Annotated in this window: 13 protein-coding genes and 2 pseudogenes; 12 read left to right on the top strand and 3 right to left on the bottom strand. The window is 71.5% G+C overall.

Annotated features, from left to right (window positions below; all coding sequences use genetic code 11):
* Positions 1-53 precede the first annotated feature (53 nt).
* Complete coding sequence (locus ACZ6S6_RS13315) at positions 54-545, bottom strand: cysteine dioxygenase (RefSeq protein WP_362965503.1); 492 nt, start codon at positions 543-545, stop codon at positions 54-56.
* 706 nt (positions 546-1,251) lie between these two features.
* On the opposite strand from ACZ6S6_RS13315, the gene ACZ6S6_RS13310 reads away from it, so the two are divergent.
* The 3 genes from ACZ6S6_RS13310 to ACZ6S6_RS13300 all read left to right on the top strand — a co-directional run bounded on the left by ACZ6S6_RS13310 (position 1,252) and on the right by ACZ6S6_RS13300 (position 7,590).
* Positions 1,252-1,515: a WhiB family transcriptional regulator gene (locus tag ACZ6S6_RS13310; RefSeq protein WP_024494319.1), complete on the top strand. Its 264-nt coding sequence runs from the start codon at positions 1,252-1,254 to the stop codon at positions 1,513-1,515.
* A 472-nt stretch (positions 1,516-1,987) separates the two neighbouring features.
* Positions 1,988-6,037 (top strand): glycosyltransferase family 2 protein, encoded by a 4,050-nt coding sequence (locus ACZ6S6_RS13305; RefSeq protein WP_469705652.1) that lies wholly within the window; start codon positions 1,988-1,990, stop codon positions 6,035-6,037.
* Entirely contained in the window at positions 6,034-7,590 is a 1,557-nt protein-coding gene (locus ACZ6S6_RS13300; protein ID WP_362965507.1) for a DUF5719 family protein, read from the top strand. The genes ACZ6S6_RS13305 and ACZ6S6_RS13300 overlap by 4 nt, the downstream gene beginning before the upstream one ends.
* A gap of 94 nt (positions 7,591-7,684) precedes the next feature.
* Here the strand turns inward: ACZ6S6_RS13300 and ACZ6S6_RS13295 are convergent, their stop codons facing one another.
* Complete coding sequence (locus ACZ6S6_RS13295; RefSeq protein ID WP_362965509.1) at positions 7,685-8,113, bottom strand: metallopeptidase family protein; 429 nt, start codon at positions 8,111-8,113, stop codon at positions 7,685-7,687.
* Between the two features lie 344 nt (positions 8,114-8,457).
* Between ACZ6S6_RS13295 and ACZ6S6_RS13290 the strand changes: the two genes are divergently transcribed.
* The 8 genes from ACZ6S6_RS13290 (at position 8,458) to ACZ6S6_RS13255 (ending at position 17,185) form a co-directional block, all read left to right on the top strand.
* Entirely contained in the window at positions 8,458-8,838 is a 381-nt protein-coding gene (locus ACZ6S6_RS13290; protein ID WP_362965511.1) for a DUF3499 domain-containing protein, read from the top strand.
* A 114-nt stretch (positions 8,839-8,952) separates the two neighbouring features.
* Positions 8,953-10,356: a phosphomannomutase/phosphoglucomutase gene (locus ACZ6S6_RS13285; RefSeq protein WP_362965513.1), complete on the top strand. Its 1,404-nt coding sequence runs from the start codon at positions 8,953-8,955 to the stop codon at positions 10,354-10,356.
* A gap of 232 nt (positions 10,357-10,588) precedes the next feature.
* Positions 10,589-10,771 carry a Trm112 family protein gene (locus ACZ6S6_RS13280; RefSeq protein WP_018552946.1) on the top strand — a complete coding sequence of 61 codons (183 nt, stop codon included), beginning with the start codon at positions 10,589-10,591 and terminating at the stop codon, positions 10,769-10,771.
* 52 nt (positions 10,772-10,823) lie between these two features.
* Positions 10,824-11,960, top strand: a complete 1,137-nt coding sequence (locus ACZ6S6_RS13275) for an SIS domain-containing protein (protein WP_362965515.1) — start codon at positions 10,824-10,826, stop codon at positions 11,958-11,960.
* Positions 11,961-12,200: 240 nt separating this feature from the next.
* Positions 12,201-13,397: a mannose-6-phosphate isomerase, class I gene (manA, locus tag ACZ6S6_RS13270; protein WP_469705646.1), complete on the top strand. Its 1,197-nt coding sequence runs from the start codon at positions 12,201-12,203 to the stop codon at positions 13,395-13,397.
* A gap of 89 nt (positions 13,398-13,486) precedes the next feature.
* On the top strand, positions 13,487-14,635 hold the full coding sequence (locus ACZ6S6_RS13265) for a cation diffusion facilitator family transporter (protein WP_469705644.1): 1,149 nt from the start codon (positions 13,487-13,489) through the stop codon (positions 14,633-14,635).
* A gap of 246 nt (positions 14,636-14,881) precedes the next feature.
* A complete protein-coding gene (ahcY, locus tag ACZ6S6_RS13260) occupies positions 14,882-16,339 on the top strand; it encodes an adenosylhomocysteinase (RefSeq protein WP_469705642.1) in 1,458 nt (485 codons plus the stop codon).
* 234 nt (positions 16,340-16,573) lie between these two features.
* A complete protein-coding gene (locus ACZ6S6_RS13255; protein WP_469705640.1) occupies positions 16,574-17,185 on the top strand; it encodes a hypothetical protein in 612 nt (203 codons plus the stop codon).
* Here the strand turns inward: ACZ6S6_RS13255 and ACZ6S6_RS13250 are convergent.
* Positions 17,182-18,101 (bottom strand): annotated as a pseudogene (locus ACZ6S6_RS13250) (RDD family protein). The gene ACZ6S6_RS13255 and the pseudogene ACZ6S6_RS13250 overlap by 4 nt on opposite strands.
* A gap of 25 nt (positions 18,102-18,126) precedes the next feature.
* On the opposite strand from ACZ6S6_RS13250, the pseudogene ACZ6S6_RS13245 reads away from it, so the two are divergent.
* Positions 18,127-18,540 (top strand): annotated as a pseudogene (locus ACZ6S6_RS13245) (stage II sporulation protein M); the annotation flags it as partial.
* Between the last annotated feature and the right edge of the window lie 648 nt (positions 18,541-19,188).

Below are 19,188 nucleotides of genomic sequence, written 5' to 3'. Positions count from 1 at the left end.
GGCGGGAGACGGGTGGGACTGTCAGGCGAGGCGCGGTGTCCGGCGGCGGGCCGTCAGACGGTGGCCGCGGCCGGGGCGCACTGGGTGGAGTGCATCGGCATGTCGGTCAGGCCCGGGTAGTAGACGTGCAGGCTGACGGCCGGTTCGAGGGAGTCGTTGACCACCTCGTGGACGTAGCCGGGGGCGAAGACGCGCTGGGTGCCGGAGCCCAGCGTCCGCTTCCCGCGGTCCGTACGTTCTGTCAGTTCGCCGTCCAGCACGGTCAGTACGCCGGATGACAGGCCGTGGTCGTGCAGCCCGCTGCCCTGGCCCGGGATCCAGCTGAGCAGCCAGACGTCGTATCCGGGTCGGCTGAGCAGCCGGTGGTACCAGCGGGTGGTGGCGTCGTACCGGACGAGCGGGGCCCACCGGGAGCGGTCGCCGGCGATGGAGCGGGCGAGCCCGACGAACTCCGCCACCGTGGCGGGGTGCTCACGGGCGGGGCGCAGGAGGTGCTGGACCTCAAGGAGGTCGCCGGCGATCTGGAGGTCGCTGTCGCTGTTCATGGGTGCGGTGGTTCCTCGGCAGGAGTGCACGGGAGTGCGGGTGCGGATGCAGGGGTGTCGCGAGGACCGCGGGACCGGGTGACCATGAGCCGCGAGGGCCGCAGGGGAGGGTCCGGAGGTCCGGGATGAGCTGTGTCGGGCTGGAGCGCGAGGGCTTCAACAGCTGAGACAGCTGGAACAGCAACAGCGAGCCTGGACAGCGCTACGGAACCCACGGATGTGGGTGACGCGCATCGCTGAGGTCGCTGGCATGACATCAAGGAGAACCGGAGAACCTCCGACTGTCAACCCAATGACCGATTTGGGGCTATTGTTTCACCTCATCCGGTTACTCCGGACGGAGAAAGGTTTGTGCAGCGCTCACTGCGGAGATGTGGCGCAGCAGACGCACCCGCAAACGTGGTCGCGGGTCCGTGACCCGACTGTGATCTTGATCGCTTCGGTGATCGAATCGCAACGTGTCCGCCCTCCGGGGAGTTCCTCCTTGTGGCGGATGCATGTGGAATGAAGCCCATGGCATATGTCAGGTTTTTGGTGATTTGAACACTTTCCGCATACGCTTGGTGCCGCAGAGTGAATACCGGGCCCAATAGCAGATCTGCGCTTGACTGGCACTGAGCTACACACTTGTAATTTCACTCGTGTCGTTCGGCCGATTCGATAACGGCCGCATCACGGGGACGCAAGAGACAGACGAGGGGCGCACATGACCGAGCTGTTCCAGCAACTGCTGGTCGAGGACGCGGACGAGGAACTCGGCTGGCAGGAGCGCGCACTGTGCGCCCAGACCGATCCCGAGTCCTTTTTTCCTGAGAAGGGCGGGTCCACCCGCGAGGCGAAGAAGGTCTGCCTCGCCTGTGAAGTCCGGTCCGAATGCCTTGAGTACGCCCTTTCCAAAGACGAGCGGTTCGGCATCTGGGGCGGTCTTTCCGAGCGCGAGCGACGCCGTCTGAAGAAGGCCGCGATCTGACGCGCGCCTGGGGGCCCCGGCCTGCGGGCGCCTGACCCGGCGAACCCGACGAGCCCAGCGAACCCGACGAACCCGACGAGCCCAGCGAACCCGGCCCGAAGGCGCCGGACTCCGAGGCGCGGCCCGCTCCCCGGCCCGCTCCCCGGCCCGCTCCCGGCCCCGGTCGCCCATGGCCCGCCGCCTGCACCCTGCCCGCAGGCGGCGGGCCATTGCCGTGTCCGCCGCCCGCGCGCGGCCACCGCTGCCCCGGGGCCCGGCTCCGGCCCCCAGCTCCTCCGGTCCGACCCGGCCCGCTGCCCTCCGCCGCTGTGCCATTGCCCTCGTTCAACCGGTCCGCGCCATTGCGGTTATCCGTACCGTTAGTGTGGGGCCCCGTCCGAGACGCGCCAACGACCCGACAGAGCGCGCGTGTACACCGATGCAGCCCCCGGGGGGAATGTCCCCCGGATCCGGCCGGAGGGCCCGTACCTCGATGTCCGTGCACAGCCATTCGACGGCGCCGTACGCGGCCGCCGCCGCCCCAGAGTTCCCCCGGCACGTCGTCACCGCCGTGCTCGTCTCCCACGACGGCGCACGCTGGCTGCCCGGCGCACTCGCCGGGCTGCTCGGGCAGGAACGCCCCGTGCAGAGCGTCGTCGCCGCCGACACCGGCAGCGCCGACGACTCCGCGCGGCTGGTCACCGAGGCGCTCGGCGCCGACCGCGTCCTGCACCTCGCGCGACGTACGGGCTTCGGCACCGCCGTCGACGAGGCGAGCCGCACCGCCGCGGTCCTCACCCCGGACGACCTGCCGTACCTGAAGCGCCCCAGCGGCTGGGACCCGGTCACCCGGTCCTGGCGCGACGACGCCTACGACCTGCCCGAACTGCCGCACGGCGAACCGGTGCAGTGGCTCTGGCTGCTCCACGACGACTGCGCGCCCGAGCCCGACGCACTCACCGAGATGCTCCGCGTCGTCGACAACGACCCGCACGCCGCGATCGTCGGCCCCAAGCTCCGCGGCTGGTACGACCGCAAGCAGCTCCTCGAAGTCGGGGTCTCCATCGCCAACAGCGGGCGACGCTGGACCGGACTCGACCGGCGCGAGCAGGACCAGGGCCAGCACGACCAGGTCCGTACCGTCCTGTCCGTCTCCACCGCGGGCATGCTGATCCGCCGTGACGTGTGGGAGGAGCTCGGCGGGTTCGACCGCAGGCTCCCCCTGATGCGTGACGACGTCGATCTGTGCTGGCGGGCCCACATGGCCGGGCACCGGGTGCTGATCGCCCCCGACGCCGTCCTGCGGCACGCCGAGGCGTCCGCCCGCGAACGCCGTCCCATCGACTGCGCCGGGCGTTCCGTCTCCAGCCCGCACCGCGTCGACAAGGCCGGCGCCGTCTACACGATGCTCGTCAACGCCCGCGGCAAGCTGCTGCTCTGGGCGCTGCTCCGGCTGGTGCTCGGCACCCTGCTGCGTACGCTCGCCTACCTCGTCGGCAAGGTGCCCGGCCAGGCGGTCGACGAGGTTGCCGGACTCCTCGGCACCCTGCTGCGGCCCGGACGGATCCTCGCGGCCCGCCGCCAACGCGGCAAGGGGGTCATCGACCCGGCCGAGCTGCGCGGGCTCTTCCCGGCTCCCGGCGCCACCGTCCGCGCCACCGTGGAACAGGTCGCAGGGAACTTCGGCGGCTCCGCGGAGGCCGAGTCCGGCGGCTCGCGGCACGGCGCCGTCGAGTCCGGACCGGGCGGCGACGACGCCGACTTCCTGGAGATCGACCAGTTCGCGAAGTTGAAGCGGGTCGGGCGCAAGCCGGGACCGGTGCTCTTCGCCGTCCTGCTCCTGGTCTCCCTCGTCGCCTGCCGCAGCCTCATCGGCGGCGGCGCGCTGGCCGGCGGCGCCCTGCTGCCCGCACCCGGCGACGTCTCCGAGCTGTGGAGCCGGTACGCGGACGGCTGGCACACCGTGGGCACCGGCGGCACCCAGACCGCACCGCCCTACCTGGGCATGATCTCCGCGCTGTCCGCGCTGTTCCTCGGCTCCACCGGATTCGCGCTCACCCTGCTGCTGGTCTGCTCGGTCCCGCTCGCCGGACTCACCGCGTACTTCGTCTCCCGCCCGCTGATCCCCTCGCGGCTGCTGCGGGCCTGGGCGAGCGTCGCGTACGCCTTCCTGCCCGCCGCGACCGGCGCCCTGGCGACCGGCCGCCTCGGCACCGCCGTCCTGCTCGTCCTGCTGCCCCTGATCGCCCGCGCGGCCGTCTCCGCACACGGGATGCGCGGCAGCGGCGACAGCCGCGGCAGCTGGCGCGCGACCTGGGCGTACACCCTGCTCCTCACCTTCACGACGGCGTTCACCCCCATCGTGTGGCCGCTCGCCGTGGTGCTCGGCGTCGGGGTCCTGGCGCTGCGCCGCAAGGACATCACGGCCTACGGGCTCCGCTTCCTCGCCGCCGTCGGCACCCCGATGCTCGTCCTGGCGCCGTGGTCGCTCTCGCTCCTGACCAGCCCCGCGTCCTTCCTGAAGGAAGCGGGCCTGGAGACCGGTACGGGATCGGCCTCCGCCCTCGACCTGCTCGGGATCAGCCCCGGCGGGCCCAAGGCGGCGGGCGGCGTCCTGCTGCTCGGCATCGTGCTCGCGGCGCTGGCCGCGCTGCTGCGCGGGGAGCGGCAGTTCGCGGTCCGGACCGCCTGGGCCGTCGCCCTGGTGGGCCTGGCCTTCGCCGGGCTCGCCAACGGCTCGGGCTGGGCGGGACCGGCCACCCTCGTCTACGGCGCCGCGCTCATCGCCGCCGCGCTGGTCGGCGCCGACGGTGCCCGGGTACGCGTCGCGGAGCTCAGCTTCGGCTGGCGCCAGCCGGTCGCCGTCCTGATCGCGCTCGCCGCGGGGATCGCGCCCGTGCTGGCCGCCGCCGGCTGGATGATCGGCGGCGCGGCGGGCCCGCTGGAGCGGCGCGACCCGGTGCAGGTGCCCGCGTTCGTCGCGGAGGAGAGCAGCACCCGCGACCAGCCGCGCACCCTGGTCCTCGGCGGCACGTCGCCCTCCTCCGTCGCGTACACCCTGGTCCGAGGCTCCGGCGCACGCCTCGGTGACGCCGAACTGGCCGCGGCCGGCGGCGGCAACAGCCACCTCGACAAGGTCGTCGCCAACCTGGTCGCGGGCTCCGGCGCCGACCAGGGCAGCCAGCTCAGCGGCTTCGCGATCCGTTACGTCCTCGTGCGGGACGGGGCGCCGAAGCAGATGAGCCGGGTGCTCGACGCGACGCCCGGCCTCAGCCGGCTCAGCCAGCTCGACGGCAGCGCGCTCTGGCGGGTCGACCGCCAGGTCGCCCGGATCATGATCGTCCCGCCCGCCGCCGGTGCCGAGTCGCTCCCGGTCGGCTCCGGCCGGGTCGAGGCACACACCAAGATCCCGGCGGGCGGCGCGGGCCGGGTGCTGCGGATCGCCGACGCGGCCGACCCCGGCTGGCAGGCCACGCTCGACGGGCGGGCGCTGACCCGCAAGACCGTCGACGGCTGGGCCCAGGGCTTCGAGCTCCCCACCGAGGGCGGCTCGCTTGACCTCACGTACGAGGCGTCCTTCACGCACTCCGCGTGGATCTGGGCGCAGGCCGCGTTCGCCGTGGTCCTGCTGGTCCTGGCCCTGCCGGGCCGGCGCCGGGAGATCGACGACGACCTGCCCGAGGAGACCGTGCCGGTCCCCGCCGAGCCGGTCGCGGGCGAGGGCCGCCGGGCGCGCAGGCTGCGCGCGGCCGCCCAGGTGGACGGAGAGGAGGACGGCGAGGACGTCGACATGGGCGAGGAGCGGGCGGAGTACGCCCCGGCCCACCAGCCGGCCGAACCGGAACAGCCGGAACAGCCGGCCACCGACGACCAGGACGTCTTCGTCCCGCAGCAGGCTGAGAGCGACACGGGTCAGTACGCGGCGATGCCGCAGCAGGCTGAGGGCGACACCGGCCAGTACGCCGCGGTGCCACAGCAGGCCGAAGGCGACACCGGCCAGTACGCCGCGGTCCCCCAGCAGCAGTACGGGGAATGGGACGCCCAGCAGTACCAGGGCGCCGACTACCCGCAGTACCAGGACGGTCAGTACCAGGACGGTCAGTACCAGGACGGTCAGTATCAGGACGGTCAGTATCAGGACGGCCAGTACCAGGAGGGTCAGTACCAGGGCGGCCAGTACGGGGACGGGCAGCAGCAGAACCCCGCCGGCGGGTACGACCAGTACGGCTATCCGCAGCAGCAGGACGGCTACACCGCGTACGGCCAGGGCCAGTACACCAACGCCCCGTACGACGCTGCGAACCCGCAGTACGACCCCAACGCCCAGTACGAACCCAACGCCCCGTACGACGCGAACGCGCAGTACGACCCCAACGCCCAGTACGGTGCGGGCCAGTACGGCGACCAGCCGCCGTACGACCCGCAGAACCCCGGCCCCGCCCCCCATCCCGCCAACACCCCCGACGAGAATCCCGACGAGAACCCCGCCCCGGGCCAGAACCCGTGGCCGACCGGTAACGCATCGCGAGGCGAGTCCGAGTGAAGTCCACCAGCCTGTCCCTCATCGCGGGGGCCGTGGCCCTCGCCGCAGTCACCGGATTCGCCGCGCTCACCGTGCCGGGGGACGGGGGTGCGACGGAGGCCGGGGCGGCGTCCCGGCTGCCCGTGGAGCGGTCCAGCCTGCTCTGCCCGGCACCCGGTCTCTCGGATCTCGCGGAGACGACGTACACGTCCTTCACCCCCGTCTCGAAGAGCGACGGCGAGGCGGGCGCGGCCGAACTGAAGTCACCCACGGCCGCCAAGAAGGCTGAAGACAAGGAAAAGACCGCCAAGGACAAGCCCGCGAAGGACAAGGACAAGAGCAAGAGCAAGGACACGGACAAGGCGGCCGACGCGGACAAGCCCGTCGTCGCTCTCAAGGAGCCCGGCAAGCCGGCCACCGCCGACGTGTCCGGTTCCGACGCCCCCGCCCTCGTCGGCACCGCCACCGGCCGGCTGGCCCCCGGCTGGACCGCCCAGCAGACCACCACCGTCGAGGCGGGCGACGCCCGAGGCCTGCTCGGGGTCAGCTGCACGGCACCCGACACCGACTTCTGGTTCCCGGCCGCGAGCACCGCGAAGACCCGCGAGGACTACGTCAACCTCACCAACCCGGACGACACCGCCGCGGTCGCCGACATCGAGCTGTACGGTCCGGACGGCACGCTCAAATCCGATGTGGGCGAGGGCATCACGGTCCCCGCCGGATCCGGCGTCCGGGTCCTGATCTCGACCCTGACCAGCAAGGCGGCCGACGACGTGACCGTCCACGTCACCACCCGCACCGGACGGGTCGGCGCGGTCGTCAGGACCGCGGACAGCAAGACCGGCAGCGACTGGCTCGCCGCCTCCGCCGCCCCGGCGGGCACCCTGGTGCTGCCCGGCATCCCGGCGGACGCGACCTCGGTCCGGCTGGTGGCCTTCGCCCCCGGCGAGGACGACGCGGACCTGAACGTGAAGCTGCTCGGCAAGACGGGCGCGTTCGCCCCGGTGGGCAACGAGGATCTCCACGTCAAGTCGCGGATGACGGCCGGGGTCGACCTGAAGAACATCACCCGGGGCGAGGCGGGCTCCCTGCTGCTGACCCCGGTCCAGAAGAACAGGGCGACCCCGGTGGTGGCCGCGCTGCGAGTGGTCCGGGGCAAGGGCGACAAGCAGGAGGTCGGGTACATCCCGGCGACCGGCCCGGTGGGCGCGCAGGCGACCGCGGCCGACAACCGGGCGAAGGGCTCGGTCCTCTCGCTCACCGCCCCGGGCGCCGCCGGCACCGTGAAGGTCACGGCGTCCGCGGGCAGCAAGGGCGGCACCCCGGTCAGCAAGACGTACAAGGTCGCCGCGGGCACGACGGCCGCGGTCACCCCGCCGGTCCCGGCGGGCCTCAAGGGCACGTACGCGCTGACGGTCGAGACGCTGTCGGGCGGCCCGGTCCACGCCGCCCGCACGCTCACTCTTCCGCAGGACGGCATCCCGATGTTCACGGTGCAGACGCTGCCGGACGACGGCGGAACGGTCGAGGTGCCGACGGCCGAACAGGACCTGTCGGTCCTGGACGACTGAACGTGGGCGAGGGCCGGAGGGAGGGGGCCGATGAACGAGGCGTCCGCCTCCGCCCGGCCTCTCCGCCCTGCCTCGCGCCCGCTACTCCTGCCCGCTACTCCTGCCCGTACCGGGGGTCGACCGACTCCGGGGCGAGCCCGAGCAGATCCGCGACCTGCTCCACCACGACCTCGTGCACCAGCAGCGCACGCTCGTCGCGGTTCTTGGTGCGGATCTCGACGGGACGCCGGTAGATGACGATCTGCGCCGGCCGTTCCTTCTCGGCGGACAACGCGTTCCCGAGCGGAACGGTCTCCTCCCCGGTGCTCGGCACATCGAGGACCACGAAGTCGACCTCGGCCAGCTGCGGCCAGCGCCGCTCCAGCCGCTCCACGGAGTCCTGCACGAGATCACGGAAGCTGTCCGCACGGCTGGCCGAGAGCGGCACCTGGGGCGGGGCGACGGGCCCACGCATACCTCGGCCGTGTCGGTCTCGGCGTCGCGGTCGCGGCTCGGACGGGTGGGGCGGTACGGGACTGTCCATCACCGACGCAGCGTAACGCTCCGCGGGGCGAGCGGAGGCGGCTGCCCGGAGACGCACCGGCCGGTCCGTGGGCTGCCCGTGGCCTGTCCGCTCTTGAGTGATCCGGCCACGAGGCAGCCCGTTTCAGGCCCTGCTCATGACCGCTCGACTTCTGCCTTATGACCGTTTTTAGGGCGAGTGGTGACCGGAATCCCTGCCGTCACGACCTGCGACCTTCTGATGCCGCGCAGGTCAGCGGGAGTTCCCCCGGAGGGAGCCGGACCCCGGGTCACAGGGCGACACGGAGGGGTGAGCTGAGGGAGAGTCGTCGCAGCCCGCTCAAGAGTGCGGTAGCGTCCAACATCGTGAGCCCTGTACGTCGCTGTTCGCGCACCGCGTGCGGCCGCCCTGCCGTCGCGACACTGACGTACGTCTATGCCGACTCGACTGCGGTCCTCGGCCCGCTCGCCACCTACGCCGAGCCCCACTGCTACGACCTCTGCGCCGAGCACAGTGAGCGGCTGACCGCGCCACGCGGCTGGGAGGTCGTCCGGCTCTCCGACCCCTCCGTGCCCGTCCGCCCCAGCGGTGACGACCTCGAAGCGCTCGCCAACGCCGTACGGGAAGCGGCCCGTCCGCAGGACCGCGGCGGCGACCGGCCCAGGGGCGGCGGTCCGCGTACCGCGGATCCGGCGGAGGTCGCCCGCAGGGGCCACCTGCGCGTACTGCGCTCGCCCGACTCCTGAGCCGGCGGCCGTCCGTAGGGCACGAGCCGTGCCGCTCCCCGTCCCCGGAGCGTGAGGTGACCTGGGCCGCCGGGTAGTTTGGCGGTCCGAAGAAACCCTCAGGAGGACCGTCCCGTGACTGCAGACCTGTCGCAGCTCGTGAAGGCGTACGACGTTCGCGGAGTGGTGCCCGACCAGTGGGACGAAGCCCTGGCCGAGCAGTTCGGGGCGGCGTTCGTCGAGGTGACGGCCGCGGCCGCGATCGTGATCGGCCACGACATGCGCCCCACGTCCCCCGCCCTCTCGGGAGCCTTCGCCCGGGGCGCGGCGGCCCGAGGCGCGGACGTCACGATGATCGGTCTGTGCTCGACGGACCAGCTGTACTACGCGTCGGGGTCGCTGGACCTGCCGGGCGCGATGTTCACGGCCTCGCACAACCCGGCGCGGTACAACGGCATCAAGATGTGCCGTGCCGGCGCCGCACCGGTGGGCCAGGACACCGGCCTCGCCGAGATCCGCACCCTGGTCGAGCAGTGGTCCGTGACCGGCACCCCGCAGTCGGCCGCCACTCCCGGCACGATCACCGCACGGGACACGCTCACCGACTACGCCGCGTACCTGCTGTCGCTGGTGGACCTGTCCGCGATCCGGCCGCTGAAGGTCGTCGTGGACGCGGGCAACGGCATGGGCGGCCACACGGTCCCCACGGTCTTCGCGGACCTGCCCGTCGATCTCGTCCCGATGTACTTCGAGCTGGACGGCATGTTCCCGAACCACGAGGCCAACCCCCTGGACCCCAGGAACATCGTCGACCTCCAGGCCCGGGTGCTGGCCGAGGGCGCCGATCTGGGCCTGGCCTTCGACGGGGACGCGGACCGCTGCTTCGTCGTGGACGAGCGGGGCGAGGGGGTCTCCCCGTCGGCGATCACCGCCCTGGTCGCGGCCAGGGAACTGGCGCGCAACGGCGGCCGGGGCACGGTCATCCACAACCTGATCACGTCCCATTCGGTCCCGGAGGTCGTACGCGAGAACGGCGGCACCCCGGTCCGGACCCGGGTGGGCCACTCCTTCATCAAGGCGGAGATGGCCGCACACGGGGCGATCTTCGGCGGCGAGCACTCGGCGCACTACTACTTCCGCGACTTCTGGAACGCGGATACGGGCATGCTCGCCGCCCTCCACGTCCTGGCTGCCCTGGGCAGCGGGCCCGAACCCCTCTCCGCCCTGGTCGCCCAGTACGACCGCTACACCGGCTCCGGCGAGATCAACTCCACGGTCGACGACCAGCCGGCCCGCACGGCGCAGGTGCGGGCGGCGTTCGCCGACCGCGAGGGCGTGAGCACCGACGACCTGGACGGCCTGACGGTCACGGCCCCGGACTGGTGGTTCAACCTCCGGGCCTCCAACACCGAACCGCTGCTGCGCCTGAACGTCGAGGCCCGCGACGAAGAGACGATGAAGGCCGTACGGGACGAAGCCCTGTCCTTGATCCGGAGCCCCGATTCCAGTCCCTCCCCTGCCGGCCCCTCCGGCGTTTGAGGAGCGGGGTCCGGGGCGGAGCCCCGGTTACGGGAAGGGGCGGGGAGGGGACAAGCCCCGCCGCAGGCGCACCCACCCGCGCCCACCCGTACCCGCCCCCACCACACCTCTCCACAAGAGCCCCCGGCCGGGCCGCGCCCCCGCCACCCCAGCGGTAGGCTGACGTCGCCCGATCCAAGAAGTCACCCGATCCGAGAACACGCACTCGCGCCCGCCCGAAGGGACCCACCCCATGCCGCTCGAAGCCGGCCTCCTGGAGATCCTGGCCTGCCCGGCCTGCCATTCCCCCCTCGACGACCGGTCGGCGGCCGACAGCCCCGAACTGGTCTGCACGGGCAAGGACTGCGGACTGGCCTACCCGGTACGGGACGGCATTCCCGTCCTCCTCGTCGACGAGGCCCGCCGCCCCGCGTAACCGGGCCCCACACCTCGCACGGTGATCAGCGCGTGATCGGAGGACCGTCCCCATGCTCGACGAGTCGTTGCTCGACGCCCCGGAAGCCCTGGCCCGAGCCGACCGCCGCGGTCTGCTGCGCGGCGCCGCCGAGGCCGGGGCGAGAGTCCGTACCGCCGCCCGGCACGCGACGGAGGCCGGAATCCCCGCGCTGAACCCGGAGGGCCGCCCGCGCGCCGTCCTGGTCGCGGGCTCCGGCACCGCCGCATCCGGCGTCGCCGACCTGATCGCCGCCCTCGCCGGGGCCTCCGCGCCGGTCACGCGCATCCACCCCACCGGCGTCGCCCCCGCCGCGGGCGCGATGCGCTGGACGCTGCCCGGCTGGGCCGGCTCCCTCGACCTGCTGCTCATCGCCACGGCGGACGGCTCCGAACCCGGCCTGGCCCTCATCGCCGAGCAGGCCTACCGCCGAGGCTGCACCGTCGTGGCCGTCGCACCCCGGCAGTCACCGCTGCGCGAGGCGGTCGACGGCGTGCACGGCCTCGTCGTACCGATGGCCTCCGCGCCGTACGGCGAGTACGACGCCGAGACGTCGGCCGCGGGACCGGGCACCCTCTGGGCCCTGTTCACCCCGCTGCTCGCGCTGCTCGACCGCGTCGGCCTGGTCACCGCGCCCCCGGAGACGCTGCAGAGCGTCGCCGACCGCCTGGACCGCACGGCGGAACGCTGTGGGCCGGCCATCGCCACGTACAGCAATCCGGCCAAGACCCTGGCCGCCGAACTCGCGGACAGCCTGCCTCTCGTCTGGACCGAGGGCGAGGCGGCGGCCCCGGTCGGACGCCGGTTCGCCGCGGTCCTGGCCGAGCTCTCGGGCCGCCCGGCCCTCGCGGCCGAACTCCCCGAGGCGCTCCCCGCTCACGGGGGACTGCTGGCCGGGGCCTTCGCCGCCGGAGCGGACCCCGACGAGTTCTTCCGCGACCGGGTCGACGAGCCGGAGGCCCTGCGCGCCCGGGTCGTCCTGCTCCGGGACCGGCCCACCGGCGGGCTGAGCGCTGCCCCCGCGGCCCGCGAACTCGCCCTGGGCCACGAGACACCGATCAGCGAACTCGAACCGGAGGAGGGCAGCAAGCTCGAAGCCCTCGCCGAGCTCCTCGCGGTCACCGACTTCGCGGCCGTCTACCTGTCCCTCGCCTCGGAAGCCCGCGCCTGAACCACCGACGCAAGGGGCGGCACAGCAGGAGACCAGACCTCACGCCCGCCGCAGGGCCCACGCACCCCGGAGCTCCAAGCTCCGTATCGCACCCCAAGCACCACGCACCCCAAGCTCCCTGTCGCACCCCAAGAACCACGCACCCCCAAGCTCCCGATCGCACCCCAAGAACCACGCACCCCCAAGCTCCCGATCGCACCCCAAGAACCACGTATCCCACAAAGCACGAGGACGAACTCCATGGACCGGCTCTCCAACACCGTGCGCCCGTACGCCTGGGGCTCCACCACCGCCATCCCCGCCCTGCTGGGTGTCGCCCCCACCGGCGAGCCCCAGGCCGAGATGTGGATGGGGGCCCACCCCGGAGCCCCCTCCCGCATAACCCGCACCGGCCCCGGCGCGGCCCCCGGCACCCCGCAGCCCGCCACCGAGCACCCCCTCACCGACGTCATCGCCGCCGACCCCGTCGGTGAGCTCGGCGCGGCCACCGTGGACAAGTTCGGCCCCCGACTTCCCTTCCTCCTCAAGCTGCTCGCCGCCGGAGCCCCGCTCTCCCTCCAGGTCCACCCCGACCTCGCCCAGGCACAGCAGGGTTACGCGGACGAGGAGCGCCGGTCCGTCCCGATCGACGCACCCCACCGCACGTACAAGGACGCCAACCACAAGCCCGAGCTGATCTGCGCGCTCACCCCCTTCGACGGCCTGTGCGGCTTCCGCAAGCCCATCGAGGCGGCCGAGGCGATGGAGGCGCTGGGCGTCGACTCCCTCAAGCCGTACGCCGATCTGCTCCGCGCCCACCCCGAGGAGGCCGCGCTGCGCGAGGTCCTCACGGCGATCCTCACCGCGGACCCGGCGCAGATGGCGGAGACGGTGACCGCCGCGGCCGCCGCGGCGGAACGGCTCGGCGGCGCGTTCGCCCCGTACGCGCGCATCGCCCACCACTTCCCGGGCGACGCGGGCGTCATCGCGGCCATGCTGCTGAACTACGTACAACTCCAGCCCGGCGAGGCGCTGTTCCTCGGCGCCGGGGTCCCGCACGCCTACCTCGACGGCCTCGGCGTCGAAATCATGGCGAACTCGGACAACGTGCTGCGCTGCGGACTGACGCCCAAGCACATCGACGTACCCGAACTCCTGCGCATCGTCCGCTTCGAGGCGACCGATCCCGGGGTCCTGCGGCCCGAGGCGTCCCCGTCCGGCGAGGAGCTCTACGAGACGCCGGCCGACGAGTTCCGGCTCTCCCGCTTCGACCTCTCACCGGGCGCCGAACCCGTCGACCTGACCGCGGCCACACCGCAGATCCTGCTCTGCACGGCGGGCGCACCCCGGACCGGCGAGCTCGGCCTCGTACCCGGCGACTCGGTCTTCGTACCGGCCGGGGGGAAGGCCGAAGTGTCCGGTGCGGGCACGCTGTTCCGTGCCACGGTGGTGGCCTGACGTACCGTCCGCTCCAAGGACTGCAACAATGTCCGGCCGTACCGCGGCCGCCGGAGCCGCAGCACCGAACGAAGGGACACCAGGCACCCATGAGTGCGTCAGGCGGAACCAAGGCGATCGTGGCGGCGCTCGGCGCCAACCTCGCGATCGCAGTGGCCAAATTCGTGGCGTTCCTGTTCAGTGGCTCGTCGTCGATGCTCGCGGAGAGCGTCCACTCGCTCGCCGACTCGGGCAATCAGGGACTGCTGCTGCTCGGCGGCAAGAAGGCCAAGCGCGAGGCCACCCCCCAGCACCCCTTCGGGTACGGGCGCGAGCGCTACATCTACGCCTTCCTCGTCTCCATCGTGCTGTTCTCGGTCGGCGGCATGTTCGCTGTGTACGAGGGCTACGAGAAGATCAAGCATCCGCACCAGATCGAGGCCTGGTACTGGCCGGTCGGGGTCCTGGTCTTCGCGATCATCGCCGAGGGCTTCTCCTTCCGTACGGCCATCAAGGAGTCGAACCAGACCCGCGGCGCACTGTCCTGGACCGAGTTCATCCGCCGCGCGAAGGCCCCCGAACTCCCCGTCGTGCTGCTGGAGGACTTCGGCGCGCTCATCGGTCTGGTGCTCGCACTCGCCGGCGTGGGCCTGGCCGTCGGCACCGGTGACGGGGTGTGGGACGGCATCGGCACCCTCTGCATCGGCATCCTGCTGATCGTGATCGCGATCGTCCTGGCCGCCGAGACCAAGTCCCTGCTGCTCGGCGAGGCCGCCGGCACCGACCAGGTCGAGAAGATCAAGGCCGCGGTCGTGGACGGCGACACCGTCACCGCCATCATCCACATGCGTACGCTCCACCTCGGCCCGGAGGAACTGCTGGTCGCCGCCAAGATCGCGGTCCAGCACGACGACACGGCCACCGAGGTCGCCAACGCCATCAACGCCGCCGAGTCCCGCATCCGCGAGGCGGTCCCGATCGCGCGGGTCATCTACCTGGAACCGGACATCTACAACGAAGCCGCGGCCCGGTCCGGCACCAACCCGGCCAAGGACCCGGCCAAGGACCCGGCCAAGGACCCGGCCAAGGACCCGGCCAACGGATCGGGCGGATCAACCGCCGTAGCCACCGAGCCCACTGCCACCGAACCCACCGCCACCGAACCCACCGCCACCGAACCCACCGCCGCGACACCCACAGCCACCACCCCCGACGAGGCCCCCGACACCCCGGCCGACCCGACGGAATCCGGTCATTGAACGCACCCGACGCGCCCTCGAGGCCGCTTTCGGACCCGGTGGGCTGGGAGCGGCTGGGCCGTTCGGTGTAGATTCGACTGCAGTGCCAGACGTCGCTGCTGATGGCGGTCGATCGGTCCGTATCACGGACCGGCCGAGGGAGAGAGGGCCTCCGACGGACTGCGCTGCGAGCCGCTCGGGCATTCGTATGCCCGGCGCCGCAGAGCCGCCCACCCACCCTCGACCCATCACGAGGAGCAGCCCGTTATGACGACGGTCGCCAATCGCCAGGACTTCAAGGTCGCCGACCTCTCCCTCGCAGCCTTCGGCCGCAAGGAGATCAACCTCGCCGAGCACGAGATGCCCGGCCTGATGTCGATCCGCAAGGAGTACGCCGCCACGCAGCCGCTGGCCGGTGCCCGCATCACCGGTTCGCTGCACATGACCGTGCAGACCGCCGTGCTGATCGAGACCCTGGTCGCCCTCGGCGCCGAGGTCCGCTGGGCCTCCTGCAACATCTTCTCGACCCAGGACCACGCGGCCGCAGCCATCGCGGTCGGTCCGAACGGCACCCCGGACGCCCCCGCCGGCGTCCCGGTCTTCGCCTGGAAGGGCGAGTCGCTCGCCGAGTACTGGTGGTGCACGGAGCAGGCCCTGACCTGGCCGAACACCCCCACCGGCGGACCGAACATGATCCTCGACGACGGTGGTGACGCCACCCTCCTCGTCCACAAGGGCGTGGAGTTCGAGAAGGTCGGGGCGGCCCCGGACCCGTCGACCGCGGACAGCGAGGAGTACGCCAACATCCTCACCCTGCTGAACCGCACCCTCGGCGAGGCCCCGCAGAAGTGGACCCAGCTGGCGTCCGAGATCCGCGGTGTCACCGAGGAGACCACCACCGGTGTGCACCGGCTGTACGAGATGCACCGTGACGGCACCCTCCTGTTCCCGGCGATCAACGTCAACGACGCGGTCACCAAGTCGAAGTTCGACAACAAGTACGGCTGCCGCCACTCGCTGATCGACGGCATCAACCGCGCCACCGACGTCCTGATCGGCGGCAAGACCGCCGTCGTCTGCGGCTACGGCGACGTGGGCAAGGGCTGCGCGGAGTCCCTGCGCGGCCAGGGCGCCCGGGTGATCATCACGGAGATCGACCCGATCTGCGCCCTTCAGGCGGCGATGGACGGCTACCAGGTGGCCACCCTCGACGACGTCGTGGAGCAGGGCGACATCTTCGTCACCACGACGGGCAACAAGGACATCATCATGGCCGCTGACATGGCCCGGATGAAGCACCAGGCCATCGTCGGGAACATCGGCCACTTCGACAACGAGATCGACATGGCGGGCCTCGCCGCCATTGACGGCATCGTCAAGGACGAGGTCAAGCCGCAGGTCCACACCTGGACGTTCTCCGACGGCAAGGTCCTCATCGTGCTGTCCGAGGGCCGTCTGCTGAACCTGGGCAACGCCACGGGCCACCCCTCGTTCGTCATGTCCAACTCGTTCGCGGACCAGACCCTGGCCCAGATCGAGCTGTTCACGAAGCCCGAGGAGTACCCGACCGAGGTCTACGTGCTGCCCAAGCACCTCGACGAGAAGGTCGCCCGCCTCCACCTCGCCGCGCTCGGAGTGAGGCTCACGACGCTCCGTCCCGAGCAGGCCGCCTACATCGGCGTCGAGGTCGACGGCCCGTACAAGACCGACCACTACCGCTACTGATCCCGTGACCACGGCGGCCCACCGGTGACCGGTCACAGTCACCACCGGTCAGTGACGACCGGCCACCGGCGGGCCCCGCGGCCCCGGACCCCGAGCGTGCGGACGCGACAGCGTCAGCAGGCCCGGTGACTCAGCAGCACAGCGCAGCAGCTACGAACGCAGGCCCCCGCACCCCCGTGTCGGGGGCCTGCGTCGTACCGCACCCCGCACAGCCCGAGGAACCCGAAGGACCCCATGCCCCGCGGCCGTTATTCGCTCCACGATCTCCACGACCACACCCCCCTCGGTGAAGAGCACTTCCACTGCGCCCCCGGCCCCTCCGGCTGGCGCTATGTCTCCCAGACGACCGCCCCGTCCGGCGACCACCTCGGATCCATCGATCTCACCCTGGACGAACTCGGCCGCCCGATCCGTCTCGAACTCCACGCCGCGAGCTGGCAGGTCCGCGGCGCCGCCCTCGAAGGCGTCACCTGGGTCCGCTCCGATCCGACCGGCACGCACGCCGACGAAGGCAATGTCCGCGCCCACACCTTCACCGGCACTTCCCCCGCCTTCCTCATCGCGACCGCACGCCTGTTGCGCCTCACCCCCGATTCCCCCGCGACCCGTCTCCGCGTCGTCGCCTTCACGGATCCGGTCCTCGCACCCCGTACCGTCGACCAGTCCTGGGCCCTGGTGAACAGTGAAACGCACGCCACTGACAACGGACCGCTGACCGTGGACGAATACCAGGTCAACGCCTTGGACACCGGCGAGCAGCACACCCTCCACATCGCCGGCGACGTGGTCCTCTCGGCCCCGGGCATCGAGCTCGAAGAGCTGGAATCCCCGCCCTCGACCCGCTAGGCGGGCGGAGCGAACCCGGTCGTGGGCGGCCGCGCCCGATCCGCCCCGGGAGCCGCCACACCCCTGGCCCCCGCAGGCACCACAGGCACCGCCGGAGGCGCTGAACCCGTGCCGGGAGACCGAGGCGGCCTGCCCGTACCGCCGGGGCCGTCAGCGGCGGTACGGGAAGCGGCGAACATCCGGTGCGTATCCCGAGCCTGCCGTTCGTTCACCACGGCCGCCAGGTACGCGGCGGCGGGTACGCCCACCGGAGCCGGAACCCCGGTCCACCCGGCGAGCTCTCCGGCCGGCCGCCCCGCCATGGCCCGGCCCACGTCGGCGTCCAGCTGGTGCATCCGCGTCAGGTACTGCCGTACCGCCAGCCACAGTCCGTCCGGAACCGCCGACAGGTCCAGCCCGGCGAAGCGTCCCACCAGCCAGGGAGGCGGAGGCGCAACAGCGGCGGCCCGGCCCGCCGGCAGCCGCTCCCGTACGACGAGCGTCCCCGCGAAGACGTCCCCGAGCCCGCCTCCCGCGCGCCGACACCAGCAACGCGACGGAGGCGACCACCCCGAGTGTCATGAGGATCTCCGCGACACCCATCGCCCCACGCACCAGCGCGTGCCGGAACCGGATCGGCCCCCGTCGTCCCGCACCACCCGCAGCCCGCACGCCAGCTTCCCCAGTTAACGGCCGTGGCTGAGCGTTTCCACCGCTATCGGCGCTCCACCAGGACCAGCAGGAACGTCGCGACGGAGATGGCGGCGGATGCCGCCCCGTCCAGTGCGGCCGTCGCCATGGTCAGTCCGACCGACGCCAGGACGAACACCGTTCCCACTGCCACCAGATCGATGGCCAGAGCCAGCGCACGGCTCGGCAATTTCGCCGGCCGCAGCCCCAGCAGCGCGACCGCGTCCCCGGTCACGAGCTCACTCATCGCCGCCCACCCTTCGGCGACCATCCACATCGGGCTGATGTCCTCGGCCGGCCGGCTCGACACCTTCCTCGGTCTGATCCTTCCGCACGGACTGCTTGAACTCACGGCCGTCTTCGTGGCGGCCGTCACCGGCCTGCGTCTGGGCTGGACGGTCATCGACCCCGGTCCCTACACCCGGCGCACAGCCCTGGCGCAGCAGGGCCGCGCCGCACTCGGCATGGCCAGTGGGCTGGCCCTGATCCTGTTCGTCTCGGGTGTCATCGAAGGCTTCGTCACCCCCTCCGGCCTCCCGACCTGGGCCCGTATCGCCATCGGAATGGCCGCCGAGCTGGCCTTTCGCGCCTACGTCTACATCCTGGGCGGCCGCGCGGCCCGGACCGGCGACGCCGACGACATCGCAGATGCCGAACGCAGCGCCGAACTTCCGGTAGCCGCCTGATGTGCGTCCGGCTCTCCTGACCTGCTAGTCTCCTCCTCGCCCCAAAAAAACCGTTGACACGGCGGACTGGGGGAGGTAGATTCAAACGGTTGCCTCGAACTGGACAAGTTCGGGCCCAGCAGTTAGCGTCATCTCGCTCTCACCGGAAATTGAATTTCCGCAGAGCCATTGATTCCCACTCTCTGGACCATGAAGCCGGTTAGTTCGGCCGAACTGTTCTGATAAAGTCGAATCAGCCGAAAGGCAAGGCCCCTTCAACGGCCACCGGAAATCAAATTCGAACCGGAAACGGAACGAAATTGAGTCTGGTAAGGTTGGAATCGCTGGAAAGGGAAAGCGCGAAAGCGAAGAACTGGAAAGCGAAAATTGCGAGGCCCGCTTCGACCGGGAATCGGACACGAAAGAGTCTGATAGAGTCGGAAACGCAAGACCGAAGGGAAGCGCCCGGAGGAAAGCCCCAGAAAATGTTCTGGTGCGAGTACAAAGGAAGCGTCCGTTCCTTGAGAACTCAACAGCGTGCCAAAAGTCAACGCCAGATATGTTGATACCCCGACCTGCTTCGGCAGGTTCGAGGTTCCTTTGAAAGTCCTGGCAGACCACTTAGCGGGTCTACCAGGCAATGCACACAGCGAGGACACAGTGGACGAT

The sequence above is a fragment of the Streptomyces sp. NPDC048671 genome, from assembly GCF_055587045.1.
The sequence above is the reverse complement of the archived record's forward strand: the minus strand, read 5'-3'. Positions and strand labels throughout refer to the sequence as shown.